At 69.2% G+C, this 20,932-nt stretch carries 15 protein-coding genes; 5 read left to right on the forward strand and 10 right to left on the reverse strand.

Going from position 1 to position 20,932, the window contains the following annotated elements; translation table 11 throughout:
• Positions 1–27: 27 nt before the first annotated feature.
• The 4 genes from K206_RS0128735 to gnd all read right to left on the reverse strand — a co-directional run bounded on the left by K206_RS0128735 (position 28) and on the right by gnd (position 4,743).
• Entirely contained in the window at positions 28–990 is a 963-nt protein-coding gene (locus K206_RS0128735) for a chemotaxis protein (protein WP_020205812.1), read from the reverse strand.
• A gap of 210 nt (positions 991–1,200) precedes the next feature.
• Positions 1,201–2,043: a Cof-type HAD-IIB family hydrolase gene (locus tag K206_RS0128740; protein ID WP_155888311.1), complete on the reverse strand. Its 843-nt coding sequence runs from the start codon at positions 2,041–2,043 to the stop codon at positions 1,201–1,203.
• 37 nt (positions 2,044–2,080) lie between these two features.
• Positions 2,081–3,748, reverse strand: a complete 1,668-nt coding sequence (gene zwf, locus K206_RS0128745; RefSeq protein WP_020205814.1) for a glucose-6-phosphate dehydrogenase — start codon at positions 3,746–3,748, stop codon at positions 2,081–2,083.
• On the reverse strand, positions 3,748–4,743 hold the full coding sequence (gene gnd / locus K206_RS0128750; protein WP_020205815.1) for a phosphogluconate dehydrogenase (NAD(+)-dependent, decarboxylating): 996 nt from the start codon (positions 4,741–4,743) through the stop codon (positions 3,748–3,750). The genes zwf and gnd overlap by 1 nt, the downstream gene beginning before the upstream one ends.
• A 592-nt stretch (positions 4,744–5,335) precedes the next feature.
• Here gnd and K206_RS0128755 point away from each other — a divergent pair.
• Positions 5,336–6,574: an MFS transporter gene (locus K206_RS0128755; RefSeq protein ID WP_020205816.1), complete on the forward strand. Its 1,239-nt coding sequence runs from the start codon at positions 5,336–5,338 to the stop codon at positions 6,572–6,574.
• A gap of 48 nt (positions 6,575–6,622) precedes the next feature.
• Here K206_RS0128755 and K206_RS0128760 read toward each other — a convergent pair whose 3' ends face one another.
• The 5 genes from K206_RS0128760 to K206_RS0128780 form a co-directional block, all read right to left on the reverse strand.
• The gene (locus tag K206_RS0128760; RefSeq protein WP_020205817.1) at positions 6,623–7,957 is read right to left on the reverse strand and encodes a ferric reductase-like transmembrane domain-containing protein; all 1,335 of its coding nucleotides are present in this window, start codon (positions 7,955–7,957) and stop codon (positions 6,623–6,625) included.
• A 340-nt stretch (positions 7,958–8,297) separates the two neighbouring features.
• Complete coding sequence (locus tag K206_RS0128765) at positions 8,298–9,611, reverse strand: PLP-dependent aminotransferase family protein (protein WP_020205818.1); 1,314 nt, start codon at positions 9,609–9,611, stop codon at positions 8,298–8,300.
• 376 nt (positions 9,612–9,987) lie between these two features.
• A complete protein-coding gene (locus K206_RS0128770) occupies positions 9,988–10,680 on the reverse strand; it encodes an amino acid ABC transporter permease (protein WP_020205819.1) in 693 nt (230 codons plus the stop codon).
• A gap of 3 nt (positions 10,681–10,683) precedes the next feature.
• Positions 10,684–11,409: an amino acid ABC transporter permease gene (locus K206_RS0128775; protein WP_020205820.1), complete on the reverse strand. Its 726-nt coding sequence runs from the start codon at positions 11,407–11,409 to the stop codon at positions 10,684–10,686.
• 28 nt (positions 11,410–11,437) lie between these two features.
• Complete coding sequence (locus K206_RS0128780; protein ID WP_020205821.1) at positions 11,438–12,358, reverse strand: transporter substrate-binding domain-containing protein; 921 nt, start codon at positions 12,356–12,358, stop codon at positions 11,438–11,440.
• Positions 12,359–12,847: 489 nt separating this feature from the next.
• Between K206_RS0128780 and hisC the strand changes: the two genes are divergently transcribed.
• Positions 12,848–13,963: a histidinol-phosphate transaminase gene (gene hisC, locus K206_RS0128785; RefSeq protein WP_196812931.1), complete on the forward strand. Its 1,116-nt coding sequence runs from the start codon at positions 12,848–12,850 to the stop codon at positions 13,961–13,963.
• Positions 13,964–14,053: 90 nt separating this feature from the next.
• Here the strand turns inward: hisC and K206_RS0128790 are convergent, their stop codons facing one another.
• Complete coding sequence (locus tag K206_RS0128790) at positions 14,054–14,716, reverse strand: NAD(P)H-binding protein (protein WP_020205823.1); 663 nt, start codon at positions 14,714–14,716, stop codon at positions 14,054–14,056.
• Between the two features lie 750 nt (positions 14,717–15,466).
• On the opposite strand from K206_RS0128790, the gene K206_RS0128795 reads away from it, so the two are divergent.
• From K206_RS0128795 to K206_RS39580, 3 genes are all read left to right on the forward strand, one after another.
• Positions 15,467–16,612 (forward strand): efflux RND transporter periplasmic adaptor subunit, encoded by a 1,146-nt coding sequence (locus tag K206_RS0128795; RefSeq protein WP_063826899.1) that lies wholly within the window; start codon positions 15,467–15,469, stop codon positions 16,610–16,612.
• Positions 16,605–19,679 carry an efflux RND transporter permease subunit gene (locus tag K206_RS0128800; RefSeq protein ID WP_020205825.1) on the forward strand — a complete coding sequence of 1,025 codons (3,075 nt, stop codon included), beginning with the start codon at positions 16,605–16,607 and terminating at the stop codon, positions 19,677–19,679. Before K206_RS0128795 ends, K206_RS0128800 begins: the two co-directional genes overlap by 8 nt.
• Before the next feature lie 11 nt (positions 19,680–19,690).
• The coding region (locus tag K206_RS39580) for a TolC family protein (protein WP_020205826.1) at positions 19,691–20,932 on the forward strand (1,242 nt) is incomplete at its 3' end.

Below are 20,932 nucleotides of genomic sequence, written 5' to 3' on the forward strand. Positions count from 1 at the left end.
CAACCCGGTACCGGCCCCCCCCCCCCCTCACTTCGCCAAAACCCCCCGAATCGTCTCGGCCAGATCCTTGGCCAAAAACTTGGACACATAAGCATCCGCCCCAACCTTGCGCACATGATCCTCGCTCGCCGTCCCGGACAGCGAGGAATGGATCACCACCGGGATCGACTTGAAGCGCGCGTCGCCCTTGATCTTGCGGGTGAGCGTGAAGCCGTCCATCTCGGGCATTTCGAGGTCGGTCAGCACCAGGGCGATTTCGTCCTGCACGGTGCGGCCGGCGGCGGCGGCGTGTTCGGCGATTTCGCCGAGCTGCTGCCAGGCTTCTTCGCCGGTCTTGGTCATGAGCACGGGCACGCCCATGGCCTTGAGGCCTTGCTCGATCAGGCTGCGGGCGAAGGCGGAGTCGTCGGCGGCGAGGATCTTGGCGCCGGGGCGCAGGTTGAGCTGGGGGCCGACGGTCTTGGGGTCGACTTCGGGCTGGCGGGTGGGCAGCACGTCGCGCAGGATCTGCTCCACGTCCAGCACCTGGACCAGGCGGGGGTTGTCGGTGTCGGTATCGAGCTTGGCGATGCTGGTGACGAGGTCGCCCTTGACGCTGGTCTCGGCGGAGACGACCTGGTTCCATTCGAGGCGCACGATTTCTTCCACGGCTTCGACGGCGAAGCCTTGGGTGGAGCGGGCGTATTCGGTGACCAGCAGGATGTTGAGGCCGCTCTTGGGCGTGCAGCCGACCAGCTTGGGCAGGTCGATGACGGGGATGACCTGGCCGCGGATGTCGGCCATGCCGAGCATGGCGGTGCCGCCGCCGACCACGGTCGTGACCTTGGGCATGACCAGGATTTCGCGGACCTTGAAGACGTTGATGCCGAACAGTTCGCTGTGCGTGGACTGGTCGGACTCGCCGAGGCGGAACAACAGCAATTCGAACTGGTTGTTGTTGGTGAGGTTGGTCCGTTCGTCGATGTCTCTCATCGCGCTGCTGCCGCTCATACGCTTCCTTTGTCCAGCCGGGGCGCGGATTGTGCCGCGCGGAGTTGATCGTGTCCCTGGGCCCGCGCCGCCACGTGGCTCCGGCAGCGCTTTTTTGCGCTGGCGCGGAGGTCCGGTGCTGCAATGACGGGCCACTGTCCTGGCTAACGGCCGAATGGCGGAAAAATTAAGGGCGATGGCAGCGCGCGGCCTTCCCTGGCGGTGCGGCGGCTAGCCGCAGGCGGGCTGCAGCAGGCGGTGGATGGCCTGGGCCACGCCGTCGTCGGCGTTGCTGGCGGTGACGTGGGCGGCGTGGCGGCGCACCTCGGGCTCGGCCTGGCCCATGACGATGGACAGGCCGGCGCGGCCGAACATGGGCACGTCGTTGGCGCCGTCGCCGATCACGGCGGTGCGCGCGAGCGGCACGCCGATGCCGGCGGCGAGCGCGGCCACGGCGTTGCCTTTGTTGGCGTCGGGATGGGTGACGTCGAGGTAGTAGGTCTGGGAGCGCAGCGCGCCTACGTCGGCGCCGAGCTGGGCCTGGAGCTGGGCTTCCAGGCGCGCCAGCAGGCCGGGATCGGCGTCGGCGGCAACGATCTTGTCGACGCGGCCGAGGTAGCCGTCGAAGCTGTCCACCACCAGCGGGCCGTAGCCGAGGGTGTGGAGTTCGTGCGGCACGTAGGGGCCGTCGGTGCGGCGCAGCAGCCATTGGCCGTCGGCGAAGACCCAGGTGTCCACGCCGGTGCCGGCGAACAGGGCCAGCGTGTGGGCGGCGGCCTGGCGGGACAGGTGCCGGGACTGGGCGATGCTGCCGTCGGGCGCGACGATGGCGGCGCCGTTGAAGGCGGCGGTGGGCAGGTCGATGCCGAGCTGCTCCACCAGCCAGCGCATGCCGCGCGGCGGGCGGCTGCTGACCAGCGTGAAGCGGATGCCGGCGGCGCGCAGGCGGGCGATGGCGGCCTCTGTTGCGGGGGCGAGGGTCTTGTCGGGGCGCAGCAGGGTGCCGTCCACGTCGGAGACCAGCAGGTCGATCGGGGGAAGCTGGGCAATCCGGGACATCGGGGGCGTTGGCATGGTCATGGCGTGGGGGGCATCAGTGGCGCCGGGGGCGTCAGTCGCGCTTGTGCCAGCGGCGGCCGTCGCGCGCGAGCAGTTCGTCGGCGCAGCGCGGGCCATCGCTGCCGGCCTTGTAGCCTTGCACGTCGGCGCTGTCGTCGTCGCGCCAGGCGTCGAGGAAGGGCTGCACGGCGCGCCAGCCGTTCTCGATGTTGTCGGCGCGCTGGAACAGGGTCTGGTCGCCCATCAGGCAGTCGTAGATCAGGGTCTCGTAGCCGGTGGAGGGCCGCATGTGGAAGAAGGTGGAATAGGCAAAGCCCATCTGCACGTTGTCGATCTCCACGGCGGGGCCGGGGCGCTTGGCCTGGAAGTCGAACCACATGCCTTCGTCCGGCTGGATCTGGATGGTGAGGTAGTTGGGCTTGAGGCGGTCCACGCGGGTGTCGCGGAACAGCGAGGACGGCGCCTGCTTGAAGCAGATGGCGATCTCGGTGTCGCGCACGGCCATGCGCTTGCCGGTGCGCAGGTAGAACGGCACGCCGTCCCAGCGCCAGTTGTCCACCATGAGCTTGAGCGCGACGTAGGTCTCGGTGCGGCTGTCGCGCGCGACCTTGGGCTCGCCGCGGTAGCCGGGCACCTTCTGCCCGGCCATCGTGCCGGCGCGGTACTGGCCGCGCACGGAATTGGCCAGCGCTTCCTCGCGCGTCTGCGGGCGGATGGCGCCGATCAGCTTGGCTTTCTCGGCGCGCACGGCGTCGGCGCCGAAGGCGGCGGGCGGCTCCATCGCAACCAGGCCCATGAGCTGGAACAGGTGGTTGGGCACCATGTCGCGCAGCGCGCCGGTGTGCTCGTAGAAGTCGCCGCGCTGCTCCACGCCCACGGTCTCGGCGGCGGTGATCTGCACGTGGTCGACGTAGTGGTTGTTCCAGAACGCTTCGAACAGGCCGTTGGCGAAGCGGCTGACCAGGATGTTCTGCACGGTCTCCTTGCCGAGGTAGTGGTCGATGCGGTAGACCTGCTCCTCGCACATGGCGCGCAGCACGCGGGCGTTGAGCACCTGGGCGGATTTGAGATCGGAGCCGAACGGCTTCTCGATCACCACGCGGCGGAACACGCCGGGCGACTCGGCGAGCAGGCCGGCGGCGGCGAGCCGGTCCACCACTTCGCCGAAGAAGCGCGGCGAGGTGGCGAGGTAGAACACGGCGTTGCCGGTGGGCGCGGCCTTGATGCGCGCGGCGATGTCGGCATAGGTGCGGTCATCGAGAAAATCGCCTTGCAGGTAGCTGATGCGGCGCGCCTGCGGGTTCCACATCTTGGCGTCGAAAACCTTGGCGCGGCCCTTGCCTTCCACGCCGCCCTCGGCGCCGGGACGCGCGCGGGCGCGGATGCCTTCGGCCAGCCGCTCGCGGAAGGCGGCGTCGGTCATGGCGTTGTGGTCCACGCCGACGAGGTGCAGGCCCTCGCACAGCAGGCCGTCGCGGCGCAGGTTGTAGAGCGCGGGCACCAGCAGGCGCGAGACCAGATCGCCATGCGCGCCGAACAGGAACACCGTGGCCGGCGGCGGCTTGGGGGCCTTGGCCATCACGGGGCGGTGGTTGCCGGTCGCCTTGGTGACGACCTTGCCTGCGGCGGCTTTCGCGAGCGCTTTGGCGGATGCCTTGGCGGTATCCTTCTTGGCCTCCACGGTGGCCCCCTTCCCGCCCTCCTTCGCGGCGGCGGCCATTACGGCTTCTCCCCGCCGCCGGTCACGTATTCCACGTGCCCGCCGAAGCCGAAGCGCATGGCCGACAGCAGTTTCTCGCCATAGGTATGGTCCTGCCGCGAGCGGAAGCGCGCGAACAGCGCGCTGGACAGCACCGGCACCGGCACGGCCTGCTCGACCGCGGCGTCGATGGTCCAGCGGCCTTCGCCGCTGTCGGCCACCTCGCCGGGAAAGCGCGACAGCGCCACGTCGCCGGCGAGCGCCTGCGCGGTGAGATCCAGCAGCCACGAGGACACCACGCTGCCGCGCCGCCAGACCTCGGCCACGTCGGCGAGGTCGATGTCGAAGCGCTCGGCCGCGGGCAGGCTGTCGGACGACTTGGTCTTGAGGATGTCGAAGCCTTCGGCGTAGGCCTGCATCAGGCCGTATTCGATGCCGTTGTGGACCATCTTGACGAAGTGCCCGGCGCCGGCCGGGCCGGCATGGATGTAGCCGCGCTCGGCGCGGCTCCTGGCCGGATCGCGCCCGGGCGTGCGCGGGATGGTGCCGTAGCCGGGGGCCAGCGTGTCGAACAGCGGGTCGAGCCGGTCCACCACCGCGGCCGGGCCGCCGATCATCAGGCAGTAGCCGCGCTCCAGCCCCCATACGCCGCCGGAGGTGCCCACATCCACATAGTGAAGCTGGCGGGCCGCCAGCTCGCCGGCGCGGCGGATGTCGTCCTTGTAGAAGGTGTTGCCGCCGTCGATGATGACGTCGCCCGGCGACAGCAGGCCGGCCAGCGTGGCGATCATCTGCTCGGTGGCCTCCCCGGCCGGCAGCATGATCCAGACCGCGCGCGGCGCCTGGAGCCTGCCGACCAGTTCCTCGACGCTGGCCACGCCCTGCGCGCCTTCGCCGGCCAGTTCCCGCACCTTGTCCGGGCTGCGGTTGTACACCACGACTTCGTGCTGCCCGCGCAGCAGCCGCCTGGCGATGTTCGCGCCCATGCGCCCAAGCCCTACGATTCCGAGTTGCATGATCGGTCCTTTCATTGAGTCAGGGGGATGACGACATCTCAAAAACCAGCACACGTCTGAAACCAGCGGCCATTGTCCGCTTCCCGGCGCGCGCCTGCACGGGCCGCCGGGAAAAGCGCCGGCGCCCGGCCGAAAGATATTGATGAATCATATCGATGCGGCCACCGGCTCTGCTTCGAGCGCGGCAACAACAGTAAATTCCGTCCCGGCCCGCAGGGCATTTGCACGTTACTAAACGCACGCTTAAAATAGCGCGACCAGCCCGGCGGGATCGCACACGACCGGGCGGATTCTTTTTTACCGGACTGCATCTGGGGACACGCACCGGCCAACCGCGCGCCCTGTCATGTCCTTGCCTGCCTTGCCGTCCCGCCACCCCCGTGTTGCCCTGACCTGTTCCGTGCCTTCGTCCGTGCCACGGCGCGAGTAGCCGCGCGCGCGGGCCATGCCAGCCTGCCCGCCTTGTCCGTCACAGCCCGCCGCCCGGCCAACGCCAGCCGGCCGTGCCTTGCCTGCGTGCCTGCCCGCGTCCGCGTCCCTGTCCGCATTCATCCGCACACAAACCGCACCGATTCACCGCCCTCGCCCCAGCATGTCCGCAAACAGTTCCACCCTCGCCGCCCCCGATTCCGGGGACCAGCAAGGCAGCATCGGCCGGCGCATCGCCGCCATCGTCTTCTTCAACTTCATCGCCTACCTGACCGTGGGCCTGCCGCTGGCCGTGGTGCCGGGCTTCGTGCATGGCGACCTGGGCTACGGCACGGTCATCGCGGGGCTGGCGGTCAGCATCCAGTACCTGGCCACGCTGCTCAGCCGCGCGTGGGCCGGCAACCTGTGCGACCTGCAAGGCCCCAAGAAATCCGTCACGCTCGGGCTGGCGCTGTGCGCCGGCAGCGGCCTGCTGGTGGTGCTGTCCAGCGCCTGCGCCGGCACCGCGTGGCTGAGCCTGGCGTGGCTGTTCGCCGGGCGGCTGGTGCTGGGTGCGGGCGAGAGCCTCGTCACCACCGGCACCATCGCCTGGGGCATCGGCGACGTGGGCCCGCGCTTCACCGGCAAGGTGATCTCGTGGAACGGCATGACCACCTACGGCGCGCTGGGGCTGGGCGCGCCGCTGGGCGTGCTGCTCGACAAACACCTGGGTTTTGCCGCGCTCGGGCTGGCCACCACCGCGCTGGCCGCCGCCGCGTTCCTGCTGGCACGGCGCAAGTCGGCGGTGCCCACCGTCAAGGGCGCGCGCATGCCGTTCCGCACGGTGTTCCGCCACATGACGCCGTTCGGCCTGTGCCTGGCGCTGGGCTCGGTCGGCTTCGGCACCATCACGGCCTTCGTCACGCTGTACTACGGCAGCCGCGGCTGGGACCATGCCGCGCTGGCGCTGACCAGCCTGGGCGTGAGCTTCATCGTGGCGCGGCTGCTGCTGGCCGACAGCATCAGCCGCTTCGGCGGCTACCGCGTGGCGCTGTGCTCGTTCGCGGTGGAAGCGCTCGGGCTGGCGCTGATCTGGATGGCGGACTCCCCCGCCACGGCCCTGGCCGGCGCGGCCGTCACCGGCTTCGGCTTCGCGCTGGTGTTTCCGTCGCTGGGCATGGAGGCGGTCAAGCTGGTGCCGGCCAGCAACCGCGGCTCGGCGCTCGGCGCCTACGCGCTGTTCCTGGATCTGTCGCTGGGCGTGACCGGGCCGGTGGCGGGCGTCATCGCCAACCATGCGGGTTATAGCTCGGTGTTTCTGTTCTCGGCCTTGTCGGCCGTGGCGGGGCTGGGGTTGAGTCAGGTGCTGGCGGCGCGGGCGCGGCGTGGCAAGCCAGGGGACAATGCCCTGACTTCAGCCTGACAGCGCCCGCGCCGGCATACGGCTGCGGTTGTCCACGCCCCCCCCCGATCAACGCATCTGGAACAACTCCTGGTGAAAGTTGCCGGGATCCATGCCGTGGGCCGCGAGGTCGCGGCGCAGTGCCTTGCCGAGGGCCGCGGGACCGCAGAACCAGATGCTGGCTTCCCGCCAGTCCGGCACGGTGTTGCGCAGGCGTTCGCCGTTCAGCCGGCCGTCCCTGGCGTCCACCAGCAGATGCAGCCGGACATGCGCGGCTTGCGCGTCGGCCTGCAGATTGTCGATGGCCGATGGCGAGAAGTCCGCGGTCGGATGGAACAGGTCGATGGCGTGCTGCTGGTCCCGCGCGCGGGCCAGATGCTTCATGCGCGCGATGAACGGGGTGATGCCGATGCCGCCGCCGACCCATATCTGCCGCTTGCACCGGTCGGTGAAGGTGAAGCAGCCGTAGGGACCTTCCACCGTCACCGCGTCGCCGGCCTTCAGGCGTTCCGACAGCCGGCTGGTGTGGTCGCCCAGCGCCTTGGTGAATACCGTGATGCGGCGCTCCCGCGGATCCCACGCCGACGCGATGGTGTAGGGGTGCGCGCCTTCATTGCGGTCCGAGGTGAGAAACGCGAACTGGCCGGGCTGCTGCCCGGGCCAGCCGGGCTCCATGACGAGGGTGGTTTCCAGCACGCGCAGTTCGGGATAGTAGGTCAGCGATTCGATATGGCCCGTCACCTTGCGGTGCGCGCCGACCTGCCTCGACAGCACGCGCACGGCGGCGACGGTGCCCGCCGCCGCCATGAGCGCCATGACGATGCCGACCGGCTGGAGCCAGTACCGGAATTCCAGCAGGATGACGGTGTGGAACACCAGCACCAGATAGAGCGCGGCGAGAATGGTGTGGGTCTTGGCGAACAGGCGGTAGGGAAAGCGCCTGACCAGGGCCAGGACGATCAGCACGGCGGCGGCATAGAAGGTCCACTCGCCAAGGAACTCGGCCAGATCACGCTGGCCGCGGAACAGTTGCTCGAGAGCGCCCGGCGATTGCCCGCCGCCACGCCGCGCCGGCCTGGTCAGCCAGCCCCAGCCGACCGCCCACTTGGTGCCCTTGGCCCACAGCCAGTGGACAACGCCGAACGCCAGCGCGGTGATGCCCAGCCATTTGTGCAGCCGGTACATCTTGTCCAGCCCGCCGAGCGCGGGCTCGATCGCCTTCGGCCGCGCGGCCAGCACCACGGCCACGCTCATCGCGCCCATCGCGATCACCCCGGTGTACTGGACCAGCACGTGGCGCAGCGGGAAGTAGCCGAACGGCTGCGGGACAAAGGTATCGGCGAGCAGCCAGAGCACGGTCAGCCCTGCCAGCAACGCACAGAAAGCGATCTTGATTAGCGCCATCGGGCATGCCTCCGAAAGCGAAGCGCGGCATCGCGGCACCGTGCGGCAAGCCGCCTTCTTTCGAAAGTATGCAACTCACTTGCGCTGGCGGCATTGCGCTGGGACAAGTCTGCGGGCGATGTCGGCCGGCCGTTTTGAAGCGGGCCGCGAGCGCGCGCTGCATGCACCGTATTTCCCGTATCCGTCTGACGCATCCCAGGAAATTTCCCACGGGGAACCAGGCAGCGTCCCAGGCGTGGCCATCGCACCCGACGATCCCGGCTTTGCCGCCCGGCAGAACGGACACACCGGAGCTGCCCGCGCAGTTCGGGCGGGAAATGCCGCGCCAGGGGAAAGCCGGCTAGATCAGCGTGCCGATCGCCCGCGGCAGTTCGCCCGTCACGCTCGCCAGCCGCGCCGCGGCCGCGCCCAGTTCCGCGCCCGACGCCACCGTGCCGATGCTGACGCGATAGCCCGCGGGAGCGCTGCTGCCGGCAATGGCGAAGTGGGATCCGGGCGACAGGCGCACGCCGGCCTGCAGCGCCTGCGTGCAGAAATCGTCGACCCGCATGCCGCTGGCCGCGGGAACCCAGACGTGATAGCCCGCCGTGTTCGGCTCACGCATGCCGGGCAGTGCTGGCCGAATCCGCGCAAGGCGCTCGCGTGCTTCATTGCGATGCCGCTCGATGCAGCGTTGCGCGGAACCATCCGTCAGCATGGACTCGGCCAGGGCCAGGTAAAAGCCCGGCCCGATCCATTGCGTGCTCACCAGGGCCTCATGAAACGGACCGACATAAGCCGGCGGCACGACGGCATAGCCCAACCTGAAGCCCGACGCCACGCACTTGGAAAATCCGGTCAGATAGAAGGTCCTTTCCGGCACGAGCGTCGCCAGCAGCGGCAATCCGTCATTGGCCAGCGGCACGTTGACCCCGTCTTCGATCAGCATGGCGTCGTGCTTGCGCAGTATTGCCGCAAGCGCCAGCCGGCGCTCCAGCGAGAGCGTTGCCGTAGTGGGATTGTGCATGGTGGGCGTCAGGATGACCACGCGCGCACCGGAGCGCTCCAGCGCCTCCTCCACCGTCTCCGGCACCACGCCATCCTCATCGCACCGCGCGCCGATCAGCTGCACGTTGGAATACTCGGCTATGCGCTTGATGCCGGTATATGTGAGCGCCTCGCAAACGGCGCGATCGCCGGGTTTCAGCAGGGCCCGGAAAGAAGCCAGCAGTCCCTGATGAACGCCCGTGGTGCACAGGAGGCTGTCGGGATCCGGCCATTGCCCGGCCGCGCCGATCCACCCGGCCGCGACTTGCCGGTGCGCCGCCGACGGCAGGTACGAGTGGTAGGAAAACAGGCTGTCGTGCAAGGCATCGGGCGCGAGCTTGCCCATCGCGCCTTGCAGGACATCCGCGACCACCGCCGCGGGCAGCGTGTTGAGGGACAAGTCGATGGTATCGGTCGCATTCGCCGCGGTGCGCGTCTCGCGTATGAACGTGCCGCTGCCGACGCGCCCTTCCACCAGGCCCCGCCGCGCGGCTTCGCCCATGGCACGGCTCACGGTCGCTACCGTGACGCCGAAAAACTCACTGATTTCCCGGTTCGAAGGGAGTTTGTCTCCAGGCCGGAGCGTGCCTTCCGCCACGCCCTGCTCGATCGAGGCGAGCAGCGCCATGTACTTGGAGAGACTCGGGTCAAGGCTTGAGGGAATCCACGTTTTTTTCATAGTCGTCGCAATCCAGCGGGCAGTGTTCTACCCCTTCACCGGCAGCGAACTAGTATACACTCGGCGCACGGCCGCCGGCCGGCGAAAAGCCGAAGACAACCAGTGGGACCTGCCTCGTGGAAGTGCCCCGTGGAGGCTGCCGGTTTCCGGCAAACGGCAGACCGGCCCCGGCGTCGCCACGACGACAGGCTCCTGGTCCGGCAGACCACGGCGTCACCACGGGCAATCGTGGGCGGGCAGCCATGCGGCACCTGGAAGGCGCCACAGTGCTTGTTGACGTGCTTCGGTCCGATCGGCGGAAAATCCTTCGCGACCCGCGCGTGTCCTAGCGCACCACCTGCATGCGGCGTTGCAGCCTGCCGACGATCCGCGACATGCCAAAGCTCAGCAGGAAATACGTCGCGGCCACGAAAACATACATCTCCACGGGCCTGTTGTCGCGCTGCGCCACCTTGGCCGCGGCCCCGACGAAATCCGTGATGGACAGCACGTACACCAGCGACACGTCCTGGAACAGCACGATGGTCTGCGTCAGCAGCACGGGCAGCATGTTGCGCACGGCTTGCGGCAGAACGATCGACGCCATGACCTGGCCGTCGCGCATGCCCAGCGCCCGGCCCGCGGACGTCTGTCCGGGCGACACCGACAGGATGCCCGCCCGCATGATCTCGCAGTAGTACGCCGCCTCGAACATCACGAAGGTCGTGAGCGACGAGCTGAAGGCACCGACCTGGACCGGCTTGCCGGAACCGGTAAGCCAGGCGCCGATGTACGGGACCAGGAAATAGAACCAGAAGATGACCAGAACCAGCGGGACGGCCCTGACGACGTTCACGTAGCAGGTGGCTATCGCGGCGACGAACGCGTTGGATGACAGCCGCATCAGGGCCAGGATCGTGCCGAGAATCAGCCCGCCGATCATCGCCATCACCGTGAGCTGGATGGTGAAGGCCATGCCGTCGAGGAACAGGTAGCGCAGCGAGCGCGCGATGACGCCCGTGTCGAATGTCTCGAGCATGCTCTACCTCCGTCCCGCTTGCGCGGTGAGGCGCTCGTTCACATGACGCATGACGAAGATCACGGTCAGGTTCATGGCGACGTAGAGCGCCGTCGCGACGGTGAACGCTTCGAACGTCTGGAACGACAGTTCGGTCATGGCCCGCGTTCGCGCCGTCAGCTCCATCAGCCCGATCGTCAGCGCGACCGCGCTGTTCTTCATCACGCCGACGAATTCCCCGGTAAGCGGGAGGATCACGATCCGCAATGCCTGGGGCAGCAAGATGAAGCGATAGACCTGCCACGGCTTCATGCCGCTTGCCAGCCCCGCCATGAACTGGCCGCGCGGGAGGCTGCGTATGCCGGCGCCCACCTGCACCGCGACGCGCGCGGAGGTATAGCAGCCGAGAGAGACCACAGCCGTGAGAAACGACGAGTATTCGTAACTCTTCAGCCAGGCTCCCACGGCTGCCGGCAGCATCTCGGGAAAGACGAAGTAGAACAGGAACATCTGCACCAGCAGAGGTATGTTGCGAAACAGCTCGATGTAGGCGTTGGCCACCTTCGACCATCGGCGGTCTGCCACGGTGCTCAGCGTGCCGACGGCAAAACCGAACACCAGGGCCACCACCCATGCCGTGAGCGCGGTAGCCAGCGTCCAGCCCAGTCCGTCGATGACCGCCTGCAGGTACGTACCGCTGCCGTCAGGAGACTGCTCCCCGAAGATGCCCCAATTCCATTGATAGTTCATGTCTTCGTCCGGTCACGAGCCCGTTCGCTTACTGATAGTCCTTCGGGTCGCCGGAGTCGTTGGGCCTGGCAATGGCATGCTGCAGCTTCTGGCTCATCGGGATGCGCAGATTCACATTGATCGAAGGCAGCGGCGATTCGAACCACTTCGTGTAGAGCGTCTTGATCTCGCCCGACGAGAACATGCCGGCCAGCACGCCGTTGACCAGCTCGCGGAAGGCCGGGTCGTCGCGGCGCATCATGAGCGCCCACGGCTCCACCGGCATCTCGTCGACGATCCCCATGTAGTACTCGTCGGGATTCTTCGCGCTGGCGATCTGGGAGGCGATCAGGATGTCGGTGACGATGAATGCATTGGCGCGTCCGGTGTCCATCATCATGAACGAGGCCCCGTGGTCGGGGGCGACAAGCACCTTCATGCCGAGATTGCGCTCGCGGTTCATGTCGTTGACCAGCTTGACATCGGTGGATCCCGACGTGGACACCACGGTCTTGCCCTTCAGGTCGGCAACCGCCCGGATGTTGGCCGCCTTCTTTGCCACGTAGGCTTCGTTGCCGACGTAGATGGCGTAGGAGAACGCGACCTGGCGCTGGCGCTCGAGCGTGTTCGCGTCCGAGCCGCAGGTGAGATCGATCGTCTCATTGACCATCAGCGGAATCCGCGTCGCCGACGTGATCGGCTGCAGCTTCACGTCGAGCTTCGCCATGCCCAGCTTCTTCTTGATGGCCTCCGTGACCCTGCTGCAGATGTCGAGCGAGTAGCCGCGAAACGCCTGCTTGTCGTCGAGGTAGGAGAAAGGAACCGAGGACTCCCGCACGCCGAGCGTAATGCTGCCGGTGTCCTTGATCTTCTTGAGCGTGCCCGTGAGTTGTTCGGCGCGGACAGGGGCCATCAGAGTGAAGGCGACCACCACCGCGGCCGACAGAATGCTCCAGTGCTGCAACTTCATGACGTGCTCCTTGCTGCGGGCGGCTCAGGCCACCCAGTGTTCATGACCCTTGAATGTGAATCGCCGGATCCGTGGTCCAGCAGTGACACCGGTACACTCACCAATCAAAACTAGTTCAATACAAGACTATTGGCACCAGTGATGTAGTGATATTCGGTGAAACCCGTATAGGTTTGCAAGAAGAACCTGGTTTGAAGGTCCAAAACGTAGATTTGGTGCGGGATGTGCGGAACCAGTGCACTTGGGAACCGTTTTAGTGCGCGGCGCAAGATGGCATGGACAAGACGAGAAACAGCACAAATTTATGGCTTTTAAGTCACCAAAATTCGGCGTCAGAACGAGAATCGCGAGGAACAGTTGTCTGCCACCACAGGAATGAACTAGTATTTAACGCAAATAGAACTAGTTCTATTTGCTTGCAATACAAGCATGCCTAGTGCATTCGCAGCGCTGTTCCCTGTCCCCTTATCTCTCAGTGGAGTTTCGACGATGGTACGTCCCAGTTCTGAAGCACTCGTGTCCGGCGAGGTGTATGTGCCCGGTTTGCCCAAGGAATATGTCACCGCCAAGTACGGTGTCCCCGCGGACGACATCGCCAAGCTGGCTTCCGCCGAGAACCCGCACGGCGCCTCGCCGAAGGCGGTGGCCGCCGTCGAGGAAGCGCGCCAGAGACTCGATATCTACCCGGACTGGACCGCGCGCCAGCTACGTGAGGCCATTGGCGCGAAGTACGGCTTCGACCCGGAAGGCGTCGTTTGCGGCTCCGGCGAGACCGAGGTCATTTCGATGGTGATCCGCGCCTTCGCGGCGCCGGACGACCCCGTCCTCATGCATGCGCCCTGCTTTCCGCTCTACCGCATCTATGCGAACGCGGAAGGCCGTTGCCCCGTGTATGTGCCGATGGGCAAGGACTTCGACCCGCAGATCGAGCTGTACCTGGAGACCCTGAAGAAGGTCAATCCGAAGATCGCATTCATCACCAACCCGCACAACCCGAGCGGCCAGATGCTGCCGGAGGCGGACGTGCGGCGCGTCTGCGAAGCTGCTAGCGAAGATACCTTGATCGTGCTCGACGAGGCCTATGTCCACTACAGCGAAGAAACGTTCGGCATGGACCTGCTCCGCGAGTACAAGAACCTGATCGTGCTGCGCACGATGTCCAAGGCCTTTGGACTGGCGGGTCTGCGCGTGGGCTTCGGCATCTCGGCCAACGTCGACCTGATCCGTCCGCTTCGCCTCATCAAGCCGACCTGGAACATGGGCCAGATGCAGATCGCCGGCGGCGTGGCGGGCATCGACGACGACGAGCACGTGCAACGCGCCGTGCGCACGGTGGTGGAGATGCGCGAATACGTCACCGCCGGCGTGAACAATATCCCGGGCTTCCGCGCCGTGCCGAACTCCCGCGCCAACTTCTTCCTGACGGAGATCCTGAATCCGGAACTCGATGCCACGCGCGTCTTCAACGCGCTGCTGCAGCGGGGCGTGATCGTCAAGGACGGGTCGGACATCGAGGGACTGGGCTCGCGCTACCTGCGCGTGGACGTGAACCTGAAGAAGCATATGGACCGCTTCCTTTGGGCGCTTGGCGATATTCGCGCCTGAATCGCGGCCTGACTGCCGGCCGCCCCGGCGCCGCGTCCTCTTGCCTGGGCACTGCCGCGCAAAGCAGGACGCGGGGCCCCGCCCGCGCCGCTAGCGCATGTCGGCAATGTCGCGCGCCTCGACGAGCGCACGCGGAAATCCCCGCCGCGCCACGATTAGCATCGCGCGCCCGATCTGCTCGGTGGTGGTGACGTGGGCCGGGAACAGCCGCCGCAGCAGCGGCAGCAGCGGCCCGAGCAGCAGGTAGGGAATCCGGTAGGCCGCGGTCTTGGAGCGGATGCCGTGCAGCGGCTGGATGGCGCCGGGACGGAACATGTAGGCCGCCTTGAACGGCAGCTCGAGCAGCGCGTTCTCGGTGCGGCCTTTCACGCGCGCCCACATCGAGCGCCCGCGCGCGGTGCTGTCGGTGCCGGCACCACTCACGTAGACGAAGGTCATGCGCGGGTTGAGCCGGGCCAGCACCTGCGCGGCGGCCAGCGTGATGTCGTAGGTGACGCGAGTGTACTCGGCTTCCGACATGCCGGCCGACGACACGCCGAGGCAGAAGAAGCAGGCGTCGAAGCCGGTCAGCGCCGCCTCGATGCCTTCGTAGTGCAGCAGGTCGGCGTGCGCCACCTCGGTCAACTTGGGGTGCCGCTGGCCGGTAGGCGTGCGGCCCACGGTCTGCACGCGCCGCACGTCGTCGGCCAGCAGGCATTCGCGCAGCACGCCGAGGCCGACCATGCCGGTCGCGCCGAATATCAGTACGTTCATTCGTGACTTCCTGTTCGATGAGAGCGGCCGCGCGTCGTGGTTTCCGAATTGCCGGCATGCCACTGCGGAAAAATCCGCTTGATCGCGGCGCCGCCATGCGGCCCGTTTTCCGCGGCGCGGCGGCACCGGCGCCGATCGCGAGCGGGCGCGGCATTTTTGCTTGACCCATGCCATGCCCGCCGCTAGAGTACGCGCATTCTCAACAACAGGGCATACCCAGTGGGCAATTGTTCCGACGACAGTAGCCGATCCAGGATCGGCATCACCGCCTGATCGGGCCACGGTATCCCTAATCCGTGCCCGCTCCGCGGCACGGTGCTTCGAGGCCGGGCGTCCTGCCCCGCCTGCTTTCCTGAACACGGTCTCCTTCCACCGGGCGCGCTGCGCATCGCAGCCCGCCGGTGGCTGCGTTCGTCCACCGCCAGCGTGCCCGCGGCCGGCACGCGGCTTGTCCACGCCGGTCCGCCCGGAACCGACCAGAGGCCAGACATGGACCCCGACCCTTCCTGCGGTCCGACGCGCCGGGAGCGCGGCGGCTGACCGCCTGACCTGCATCGCGCGCGCCGCCACCGGGCGCGCCGCGCGCATCCGCCTGGCTTTCCCCGCCCCGCCCTCCGCGCCGTCCCTCATCCCGTAGTCCGCCGGGCATGCGCCCGTCACCGGCCACCCGCGCGCGTTCGCGCCGCGCGGCGCCGGGGATGCGTCGCGCCTGTCGATGCCGTTCGACTCCGCTCCGAGAGCCAGACAACCATGTTCCCGAACACCCCTTTCCTGCCCGCCGGCGCCTGCGCGCTGGCCGCCTGCCTTGCCCTGGGCGGCTGCGATGGCGGCGCGCATGCCGGCCCACCCGCGTCCTCTTCTTCACCCCCATCGTCCGCCGGACTCGTGCGCGATGGCGGCGCCATCTTCGTGCCCGCGGCCTCGCCGCTGCGCGCGCGCCTCGAGGTCCGCGCCGTCGCCGAGACGCCGCTGCGGCGGTCCATCCCGGTCCCCGGCGAGATCGAGGCCGATCCGGCCCGGCTGGTGCGCATCGTGCCGCCGCTGCCCGGGCGCATCGCGCGCCTGCACGTGGCGCTCGGCGATGCCGTGCGCGCGGGCGACGCGCTGCTGACGCTGGACTCGGCCGAGCTGAGCGCCGCGCGCGGCGAGGCCGGCAAGGCGCGCGCAGCACGCGAGCAGGCGCGGCTGGAGCTGGAGCGCCAGCGCGCCTTGCTCGACGCGGAGATCGCCGCGCGCAAGGACTTCGAGCAGGCCCGGCTGGCCTACGCGCAGGCCAGCAGCGACGCCGACACCGCCGCCGCGCGGCTGGCGCAGCTTGGCGCCGGCGGCGGCGCGCCGTCGCAGCGGCAATACACCATGCGCGCGCCGCTGGCCGGGCGCGTGATCGCGCTGGACGCCGCGCCGGGCGGCTACTGGAACGACACCGCCGCGCCGGTGATGACGGTGGCGGACCTGTCCACCGTGTACCTCGCGGCCAACGTGCCGGAGAAGGACATCGGCGCGGTCTTCGCCGGGCAGCCGGCGCAGATCGCGTTCAATGCCTACCCCGGCGCGGCCGTCACCGGGCAGGTGCGCTACGTGGGCGAGATCCTCGACGCCGACACCCGCACGGTGAAGGTGCGCGTGGCCATCGACAACCGCGAGGGGCGCTACCGCCCGGGCATGTACGCCACGGTCGTGCTGGCCGGCGCGGCGCACCCGGCCCTGCTGGTGCCGCCCGCGGCGCTGCTGCAGGGCGGGCTGGAAACGCGCGTGCTGGTGGAGACCGCGCCGTTCCGCTTCGCGCCGCGCGTGGTCGCCACGGGCGCGCAGGCGGGCGGCATGGTGGAAATCCTCTCCGGCCTCGAGGCCGGCGAGCGCATCGTGGTGAAGAACGGGGTGCTGCTCCATGATTGACCGTTTCGTCACCCTGTGCTTCGAGCGGCGCGCCGTGGTGTGGCTGGTGTTCGCGCTGGTGGCGCTGTACGGCGCCCATAGCTGGAAGCAGCTGCCGATCGAGGCCTATCCCGACATTGCCGACGTCACCTCGCAGATCGTCACCCAGGTGCCCGGCCTGGGCGCCGAGGAGATCGAGCAGCAGATCACCATCCCGCTGGAACGCGCGCTGCTGGCCACGCCCGGCATGCACGTGCTGCGCACGCGCAGCCTGTTCGCGCTGTCGCTGGTCACGGTGGTGTTCGAGGACGGCACCGATGGCTATTGGGCGCGCCAGCGGCTGCAGGAGCGCCTCAACGAAGTCGAGCTGCCGTATGGCGCCAGGCCCGGGCTCGATCCCTACACCTCGCCCACCGGCGAGTTCTACCGCTACACGCTGGCCTCGCCCACGCGCAGCCTGCGCGAGTTGTCGGAGCTGCAGGCATGGACCGTGGTGCCGCGCCTGAAAAAGGTGCGTGGCGTGGTGGACGTGACCACCTTCGGCGGCCTGACCACGCAGTTCATGCTGGAGGTGGACCCCGCGCGCCTGGCGGCGTACAAGCTCACGCTGGCGCAGGTGAGCGCGGCGCTCAACGCCAACAACGCCAGCGCGGGCGGCGGCGTGATCGACCGCGGCGAGCAGTCCTACGTGGTGCGCGGCACCGGGCTGCTGCGCTCGCTCGGCGACATGGGCAACGTGGTGGTGACGGCGAAGGACGGCACGCCGGTGCTGGTCAGGGATCTCGGCACGCTGCGCTACGGCAGCGTGGAGCGGCGCGGCATCCTCGGCAAGGACGACGACCCGGACGCGGTCTCCGGCATCGCGCTGCTGCTCAAGGACTTCAACGCGGCGCGGGCGCTCGACGGCGTGCATGCGGCCGTGCGCGACCTCAACGACAACCTGCTGCCGGCGGACGTGAAGGTGGTGCCCTACCTGGACCGCGCCACGCTGATCGACGCCACCATGCGCACCGTGGGCATGACGCTGGCCGAGGGCATGGTGCTGGTGGCGGTGGTGCTGCTGCTGTTCCTGGGCAGCCCGCGCGCGGCGCTGATCGTGGCGCTGACGATTCCGCTGTCGCTGCTGATCGCGTTCATCTTCATGCACCACCTGCGCATCCCGGCCAACCTGCTGAGCCTGGGCGCGATCGACTTCGGCATCCTGGTGGACGGCGCGGTGGTGCTGGTGGAGAACGTCCTGCGCCGGCGCGAGCAGCAGGCGCAGCGCCCGCTGGCGCCGCGCGACGCGCTCGCCGCGGCCTTGCAGGTGGCGCGGCCGATGGGCTTCGGCATGCTGGTGATCGTGGCCGCCTACCTGCCGCTGTTCTCGTTCGAGCGCATCGAGTACAAGCTGTTCTCGCCGATGGCCTTCGCCGTGGGCGCGGCGCTGGCCGGCGCGCTGATCGTGGCGCTGGCGCTGGTGCCGGGGCTGGCGTGGCTCGCCATGCGAAAGCCGCGCCGCGTGTTCCACAACCCGGCGCTGGCGTGGCTCGGCGCGCGCTACCGCGCCGCGCTGGAGCGCGGCATCGGCAAGACGCGCCGGGTGGCCGCAACCTGCGCGCTGGCGCTGGCCGGCATGCTGGCGCTGGGCGCCACCATCGGGCGCGATTTCCTGCCCTACCTCGACGAGGGCTCGCTGTGGCTGCAGGTGCAGATGCCGCCCGGCATCACGCTCGAGCGCGCCGCCGACATGGCCAGCGAGCTGCGCCGCGCCACGCGCGCGTTTCCCGAAGTCTCCTACGTGGTCACGCAGACCGGCCGCAACGACGACGGCACCGACTACTGGACGCCTTCGCACATCGAGGCCAGCGTGGGCCTGCACCCGTACCGGACCTGGGCCTCCGGCATGAGCAAGCAGCAACTGATCGACAAGCTGGCGGCGCGCTACGCGCAGATGCCCGGCTTCACGGTGGCCTTCATGCAACCGATGATCGACGGCGTGCAGGACAAGCTCTCGGGCGCGCACAGCGACCTCGTGGTCAAGCTCTTCGGCGACGATCTCGCCGAGCTGCGCGGCCTCGCCGCCCAGGTGGCGGACACCCTGCGCGGCGTGCCCGGCGCGGCCGACGTGGCGGTGGACGTGGAGCCGCCGCTGCCCAACCTGCGCATCGACCTGGACCGCGCCGCCGCCGCGCGCCACGGCATCAGCGCGGCCGACGTGGCCGAGCTGGTCGCCACCGGCATCGGCGGCGCGCCGGTCGGCCAGGTCTACGTGGGCGAGCGGCGCTACGACATGACCGTGCGCTTCGCGCCCGAGGCGCGCGCCGGCGCCGACGGCATCGGCGGCCTGATGCTGAACGCGGCCAACGGCGCCAGGGTGCCGCTGGCGCAGGTGGCGGACATCCGCGCCACCTCGGGCGAAAGCGTGATCGTGCGCGAGATGGCGCGCCGCCACCTGATCGTGCGGCTCAACGTGCGCGGGCGCGACCTGTCCGGCTTCCTGGCGCAGGCGCGCCCGGCGCTGGACGCCGCGCTGCGCTACGACCCGCGGCGCATCCAGGTCGAATGGGGCGGCCAGTTCGAGAACCTCGAGCGCGCGCAGGCGCGCCTGGCGCTGATCCTGCCGATGACGCTGGCGCTGATGTTCGTGCTGCTGTTCGCCGCGTTCCGCAACCTGCGCCAGCCCGCGCTGGTGCTGCTGGCGGTGCCGCTGGCCGCCATCGGCGGGCTGGCCGCGCTGCACCTGCGCGGCATGACGCTCAACGTGTCCAGCGCGGTGGGCTTCATCGCGCTGTCCGGCGTGGCGGTGCTCAACGGCGTGCTGATGATCGCGCAGATCAACCGGCTGCGCGCGCAGGACGGCATGGGCCTGCGCGCGGCGGTGATCGAAGGCGCCGCCAGCCGCATGCGGCCGGTGCTGATGACCGCCACCGTGGCCGCCATCGGCCTCACGCCCGCGATGCTGGCGACGGGTCTCGGCAGCGACGTGCAGCGCCCGCTGGCCACCGTGGTGGTGGGCGGGCTGGCCAGCGCCACGCTGCTGACGCTGTGGCTGCTGCCCGCGCTCTATTACCTCGTGGAAGCCCGCGCCGCGCGGCGCGCGGCCTGAGGAGAATCCGGATGAACGACAAGAACACGTACGAGCACAAGAACAAACCCTTCGCCCTGCCGGGCCTGCTGGCGTGCGCGCTGCTGATGCCGGCCCACGGCGCGGCGGCGGCCGGGCCGGTGCGCTTCGCCGATTTCCTCGAGGTGGTCGAGCGCCAGAATCCCGGCCTGGCCGCGCAGCAGGAGACCGTGCGCAGCGCGCGGGCCGGCATCGACATCGCCGGGGTGCGGCCGGACCCGGTGCTGACCTATGGCCGGGGCAACATCGAGCTCAGCCGCGCGGTGACGCCGCGGCCGCCGCGCACGCATGCGCTGGGCCTGGAGATTGCGCTGGAGCTGGGCGGCAAGCGCGCCGCGCGCGTGCGCGCCGCCGGCAGCGGCCTGCGCCTGGCGCAGGCCGGCGAGCGGGGGTTCCGCAACGCGCTGTACGCGGAATCCGCGGCGGCCTTCGCCGAAGCCTGCCGCAGCCGCGACGCGCTGGTGCGCCAGGAGTCCGCGCTGGCGGCGCTGGGCCGGGTGGTGCGCGCCAACGAGACGCGGCGCGCGGCGGGCGACATCGGCGGGCTGGAGCTGGCGCAGTCGCGCGTGGAGCGCGACCGCTTCGCCGCCGGCGTCACCGCCGCGCGGGCGGCGGCGGGAGCGGCCATGCAGGCGCTCTCGGTGCGGCTCGGCATGCCCGTGGAGGACGCCTTCGGCGGTGCGCCGCTGGCCTGCGATTTCCCCGCCTACGAACCCGGCGCCGATGCCGGCTCGCTGGTCGCGCAGGCGCTGGAAGCGCGCGACGAGGTGCGCATCGCGCGCGCCGCGCTGGACCACATGCGCGACAACGCGGCGCTGGCGCGCGCCAACCGCTGGGTGGACCCGAGCGTAAGTCTCGGCCTGACGCTCGCGCCGGGCACGCCCGGCGATGGCGATGGCGGCGGCACGGCGCGCTCGCGCATGCTGGGCGTGTCGGTGTCGGTCCCGCTGCCGCTGTCGCGCCTGCAGCGCGGCGAGCTGGTGCAGGCCGGGGCGGACGTCACGCAGGCCATGCTGGCGCTGCGCGAGGCGGAACTGAAGACGGCGGCCGAAGTCCGCCGCGCCCTGCTCGCCTTCGCGGCCGCGCGCGAGAACTTCCGGCGCTACCGCGACGCGGTCAGCGCCGACGCCGACCGCGTGCTCGACGGCATGCGCCAATCGTACCGCCAGGGCGCGGCGCCGCTGCTGGCGCTGCTCGACGCGCAGCGCACCGCCGACGAGACCTACCTGGACTAT

The organism is Cupriavidus sp. WS (assembly GCF_000395345.1).
Classification (GTDB): domain Bacteria; phylum Pseudomonadota; class Gammaproteobacteria; order Burkholderiales; family Burkholderiaceae; genus Cupriavidus; species Cupriavidus basilensis_B.

What these genes read in the sequence shown, in the direction of transcription:
- K206_RS0128735 (WP_020205812.1), bottom strand. Translation starts at nt 990, where the DNA reads ATGAGCGGCAGCAGCGCGATGAGAGACATCGACGAACGGACCAACCTC.
- K206_RS0128740 (WP_155888311.1), bottom strand. Translation starts at nt 2,043, where the DNA reads ATGCCAACGCCCCCGATGTCCCGGATTGCCCAGCTTCCCCCGATCGAC.
- zwf (WP_020205814.1), bottom strand. Translation starts at nt 3,748, where the DNA reads ATGGCCGCCGCCGCGAAGGAGGGCGGGAAGGGGGCCACCGTGGAGGCC.
- gnd (WP_020205815.1), bottom strand. Translation starts at nt 4,743, where the DNA reads ATGCAACTCGGAATCGTAGGGCTTGGGCGCATGGGCGCGAACATCGCC.
- K206_RS0128755 (WP_020205816.1), top strand. Translation starts at nt 5,336, where the DNA reads ATGTCCGCAAACAGTTCCACCCTCGCCGCCCCCGATTCCGGGGACCAG.
- K206_RS0128760 (WP_020205817.1), bottom strand. Translation starts at nt 7,957, where the DNA reads ATGGCGCTAATCAAGATCGCTTTCTGTGCGTTGCTGGCAGGGCTGACC.
- K206_RS0128765 (WP_020205818.1), bottom strand. Translation starts at nt 9,611, where the DNA reads ATGGCGCTGCTCGCCTCGATCGAGCAGGGCGTGGCGGAAGGCACGCTC.
- K206_RS0128770 (WP_020205819.1), bottom strand. Translation starts at nt 10,680, where the DNA reads ATGCTCGAGACATTCGACACGGGCGTCATCGCGCGCTCGCTGCGCTAC.
- K206_RS0128775 (WP_020205820.1), bottom strand. Translation starts at nt 11,409, where the DNA reads ATGAACTATCAATGGAATTGGGGCATCTTCGGGGAGCAGTCTCCTGAC.
- K206_RS0128780 (WP_020205821.1), bottom strand. Translation starts at nt 12,358, where the DNA reads ATGAAGTTGCAGCACTGGAGCATTCTGTCGGCCGCGGTGGTGGTCGCC.
- hisC (WP_196812931.1), top strand. Translation starts at nt 12,848, where the DNA reads ATGGTACGTCCCAGTTCTGAAGCACTCGTGTCCGGCGAGGTGTATGTG.
- K206_RS0128790 (WP_020205823.1), bottom strand. Translation starts at nt 14,716, where the DNA reads ATGAACGTACTGATATTCGGCGCGACCGGCATGGTCGGCCTCGGCGTG.
- K206_RS0128795 (WP_063826899.1), top strand. Translation starts at nt 15,467, where the DNA reads ATGTTCCCGAACACCCCTTTCCTGCCCGCCGGCGCCTGCGCGCTGGCC.
- K206_RS0128800 (WP_020205825.1), top strand. Translation starts at nt 16,605, where the DNA reads ATGATTGACCGTTTCGTCACCCTGTGCTTCGAGCGGCGCGCCGTGGTG.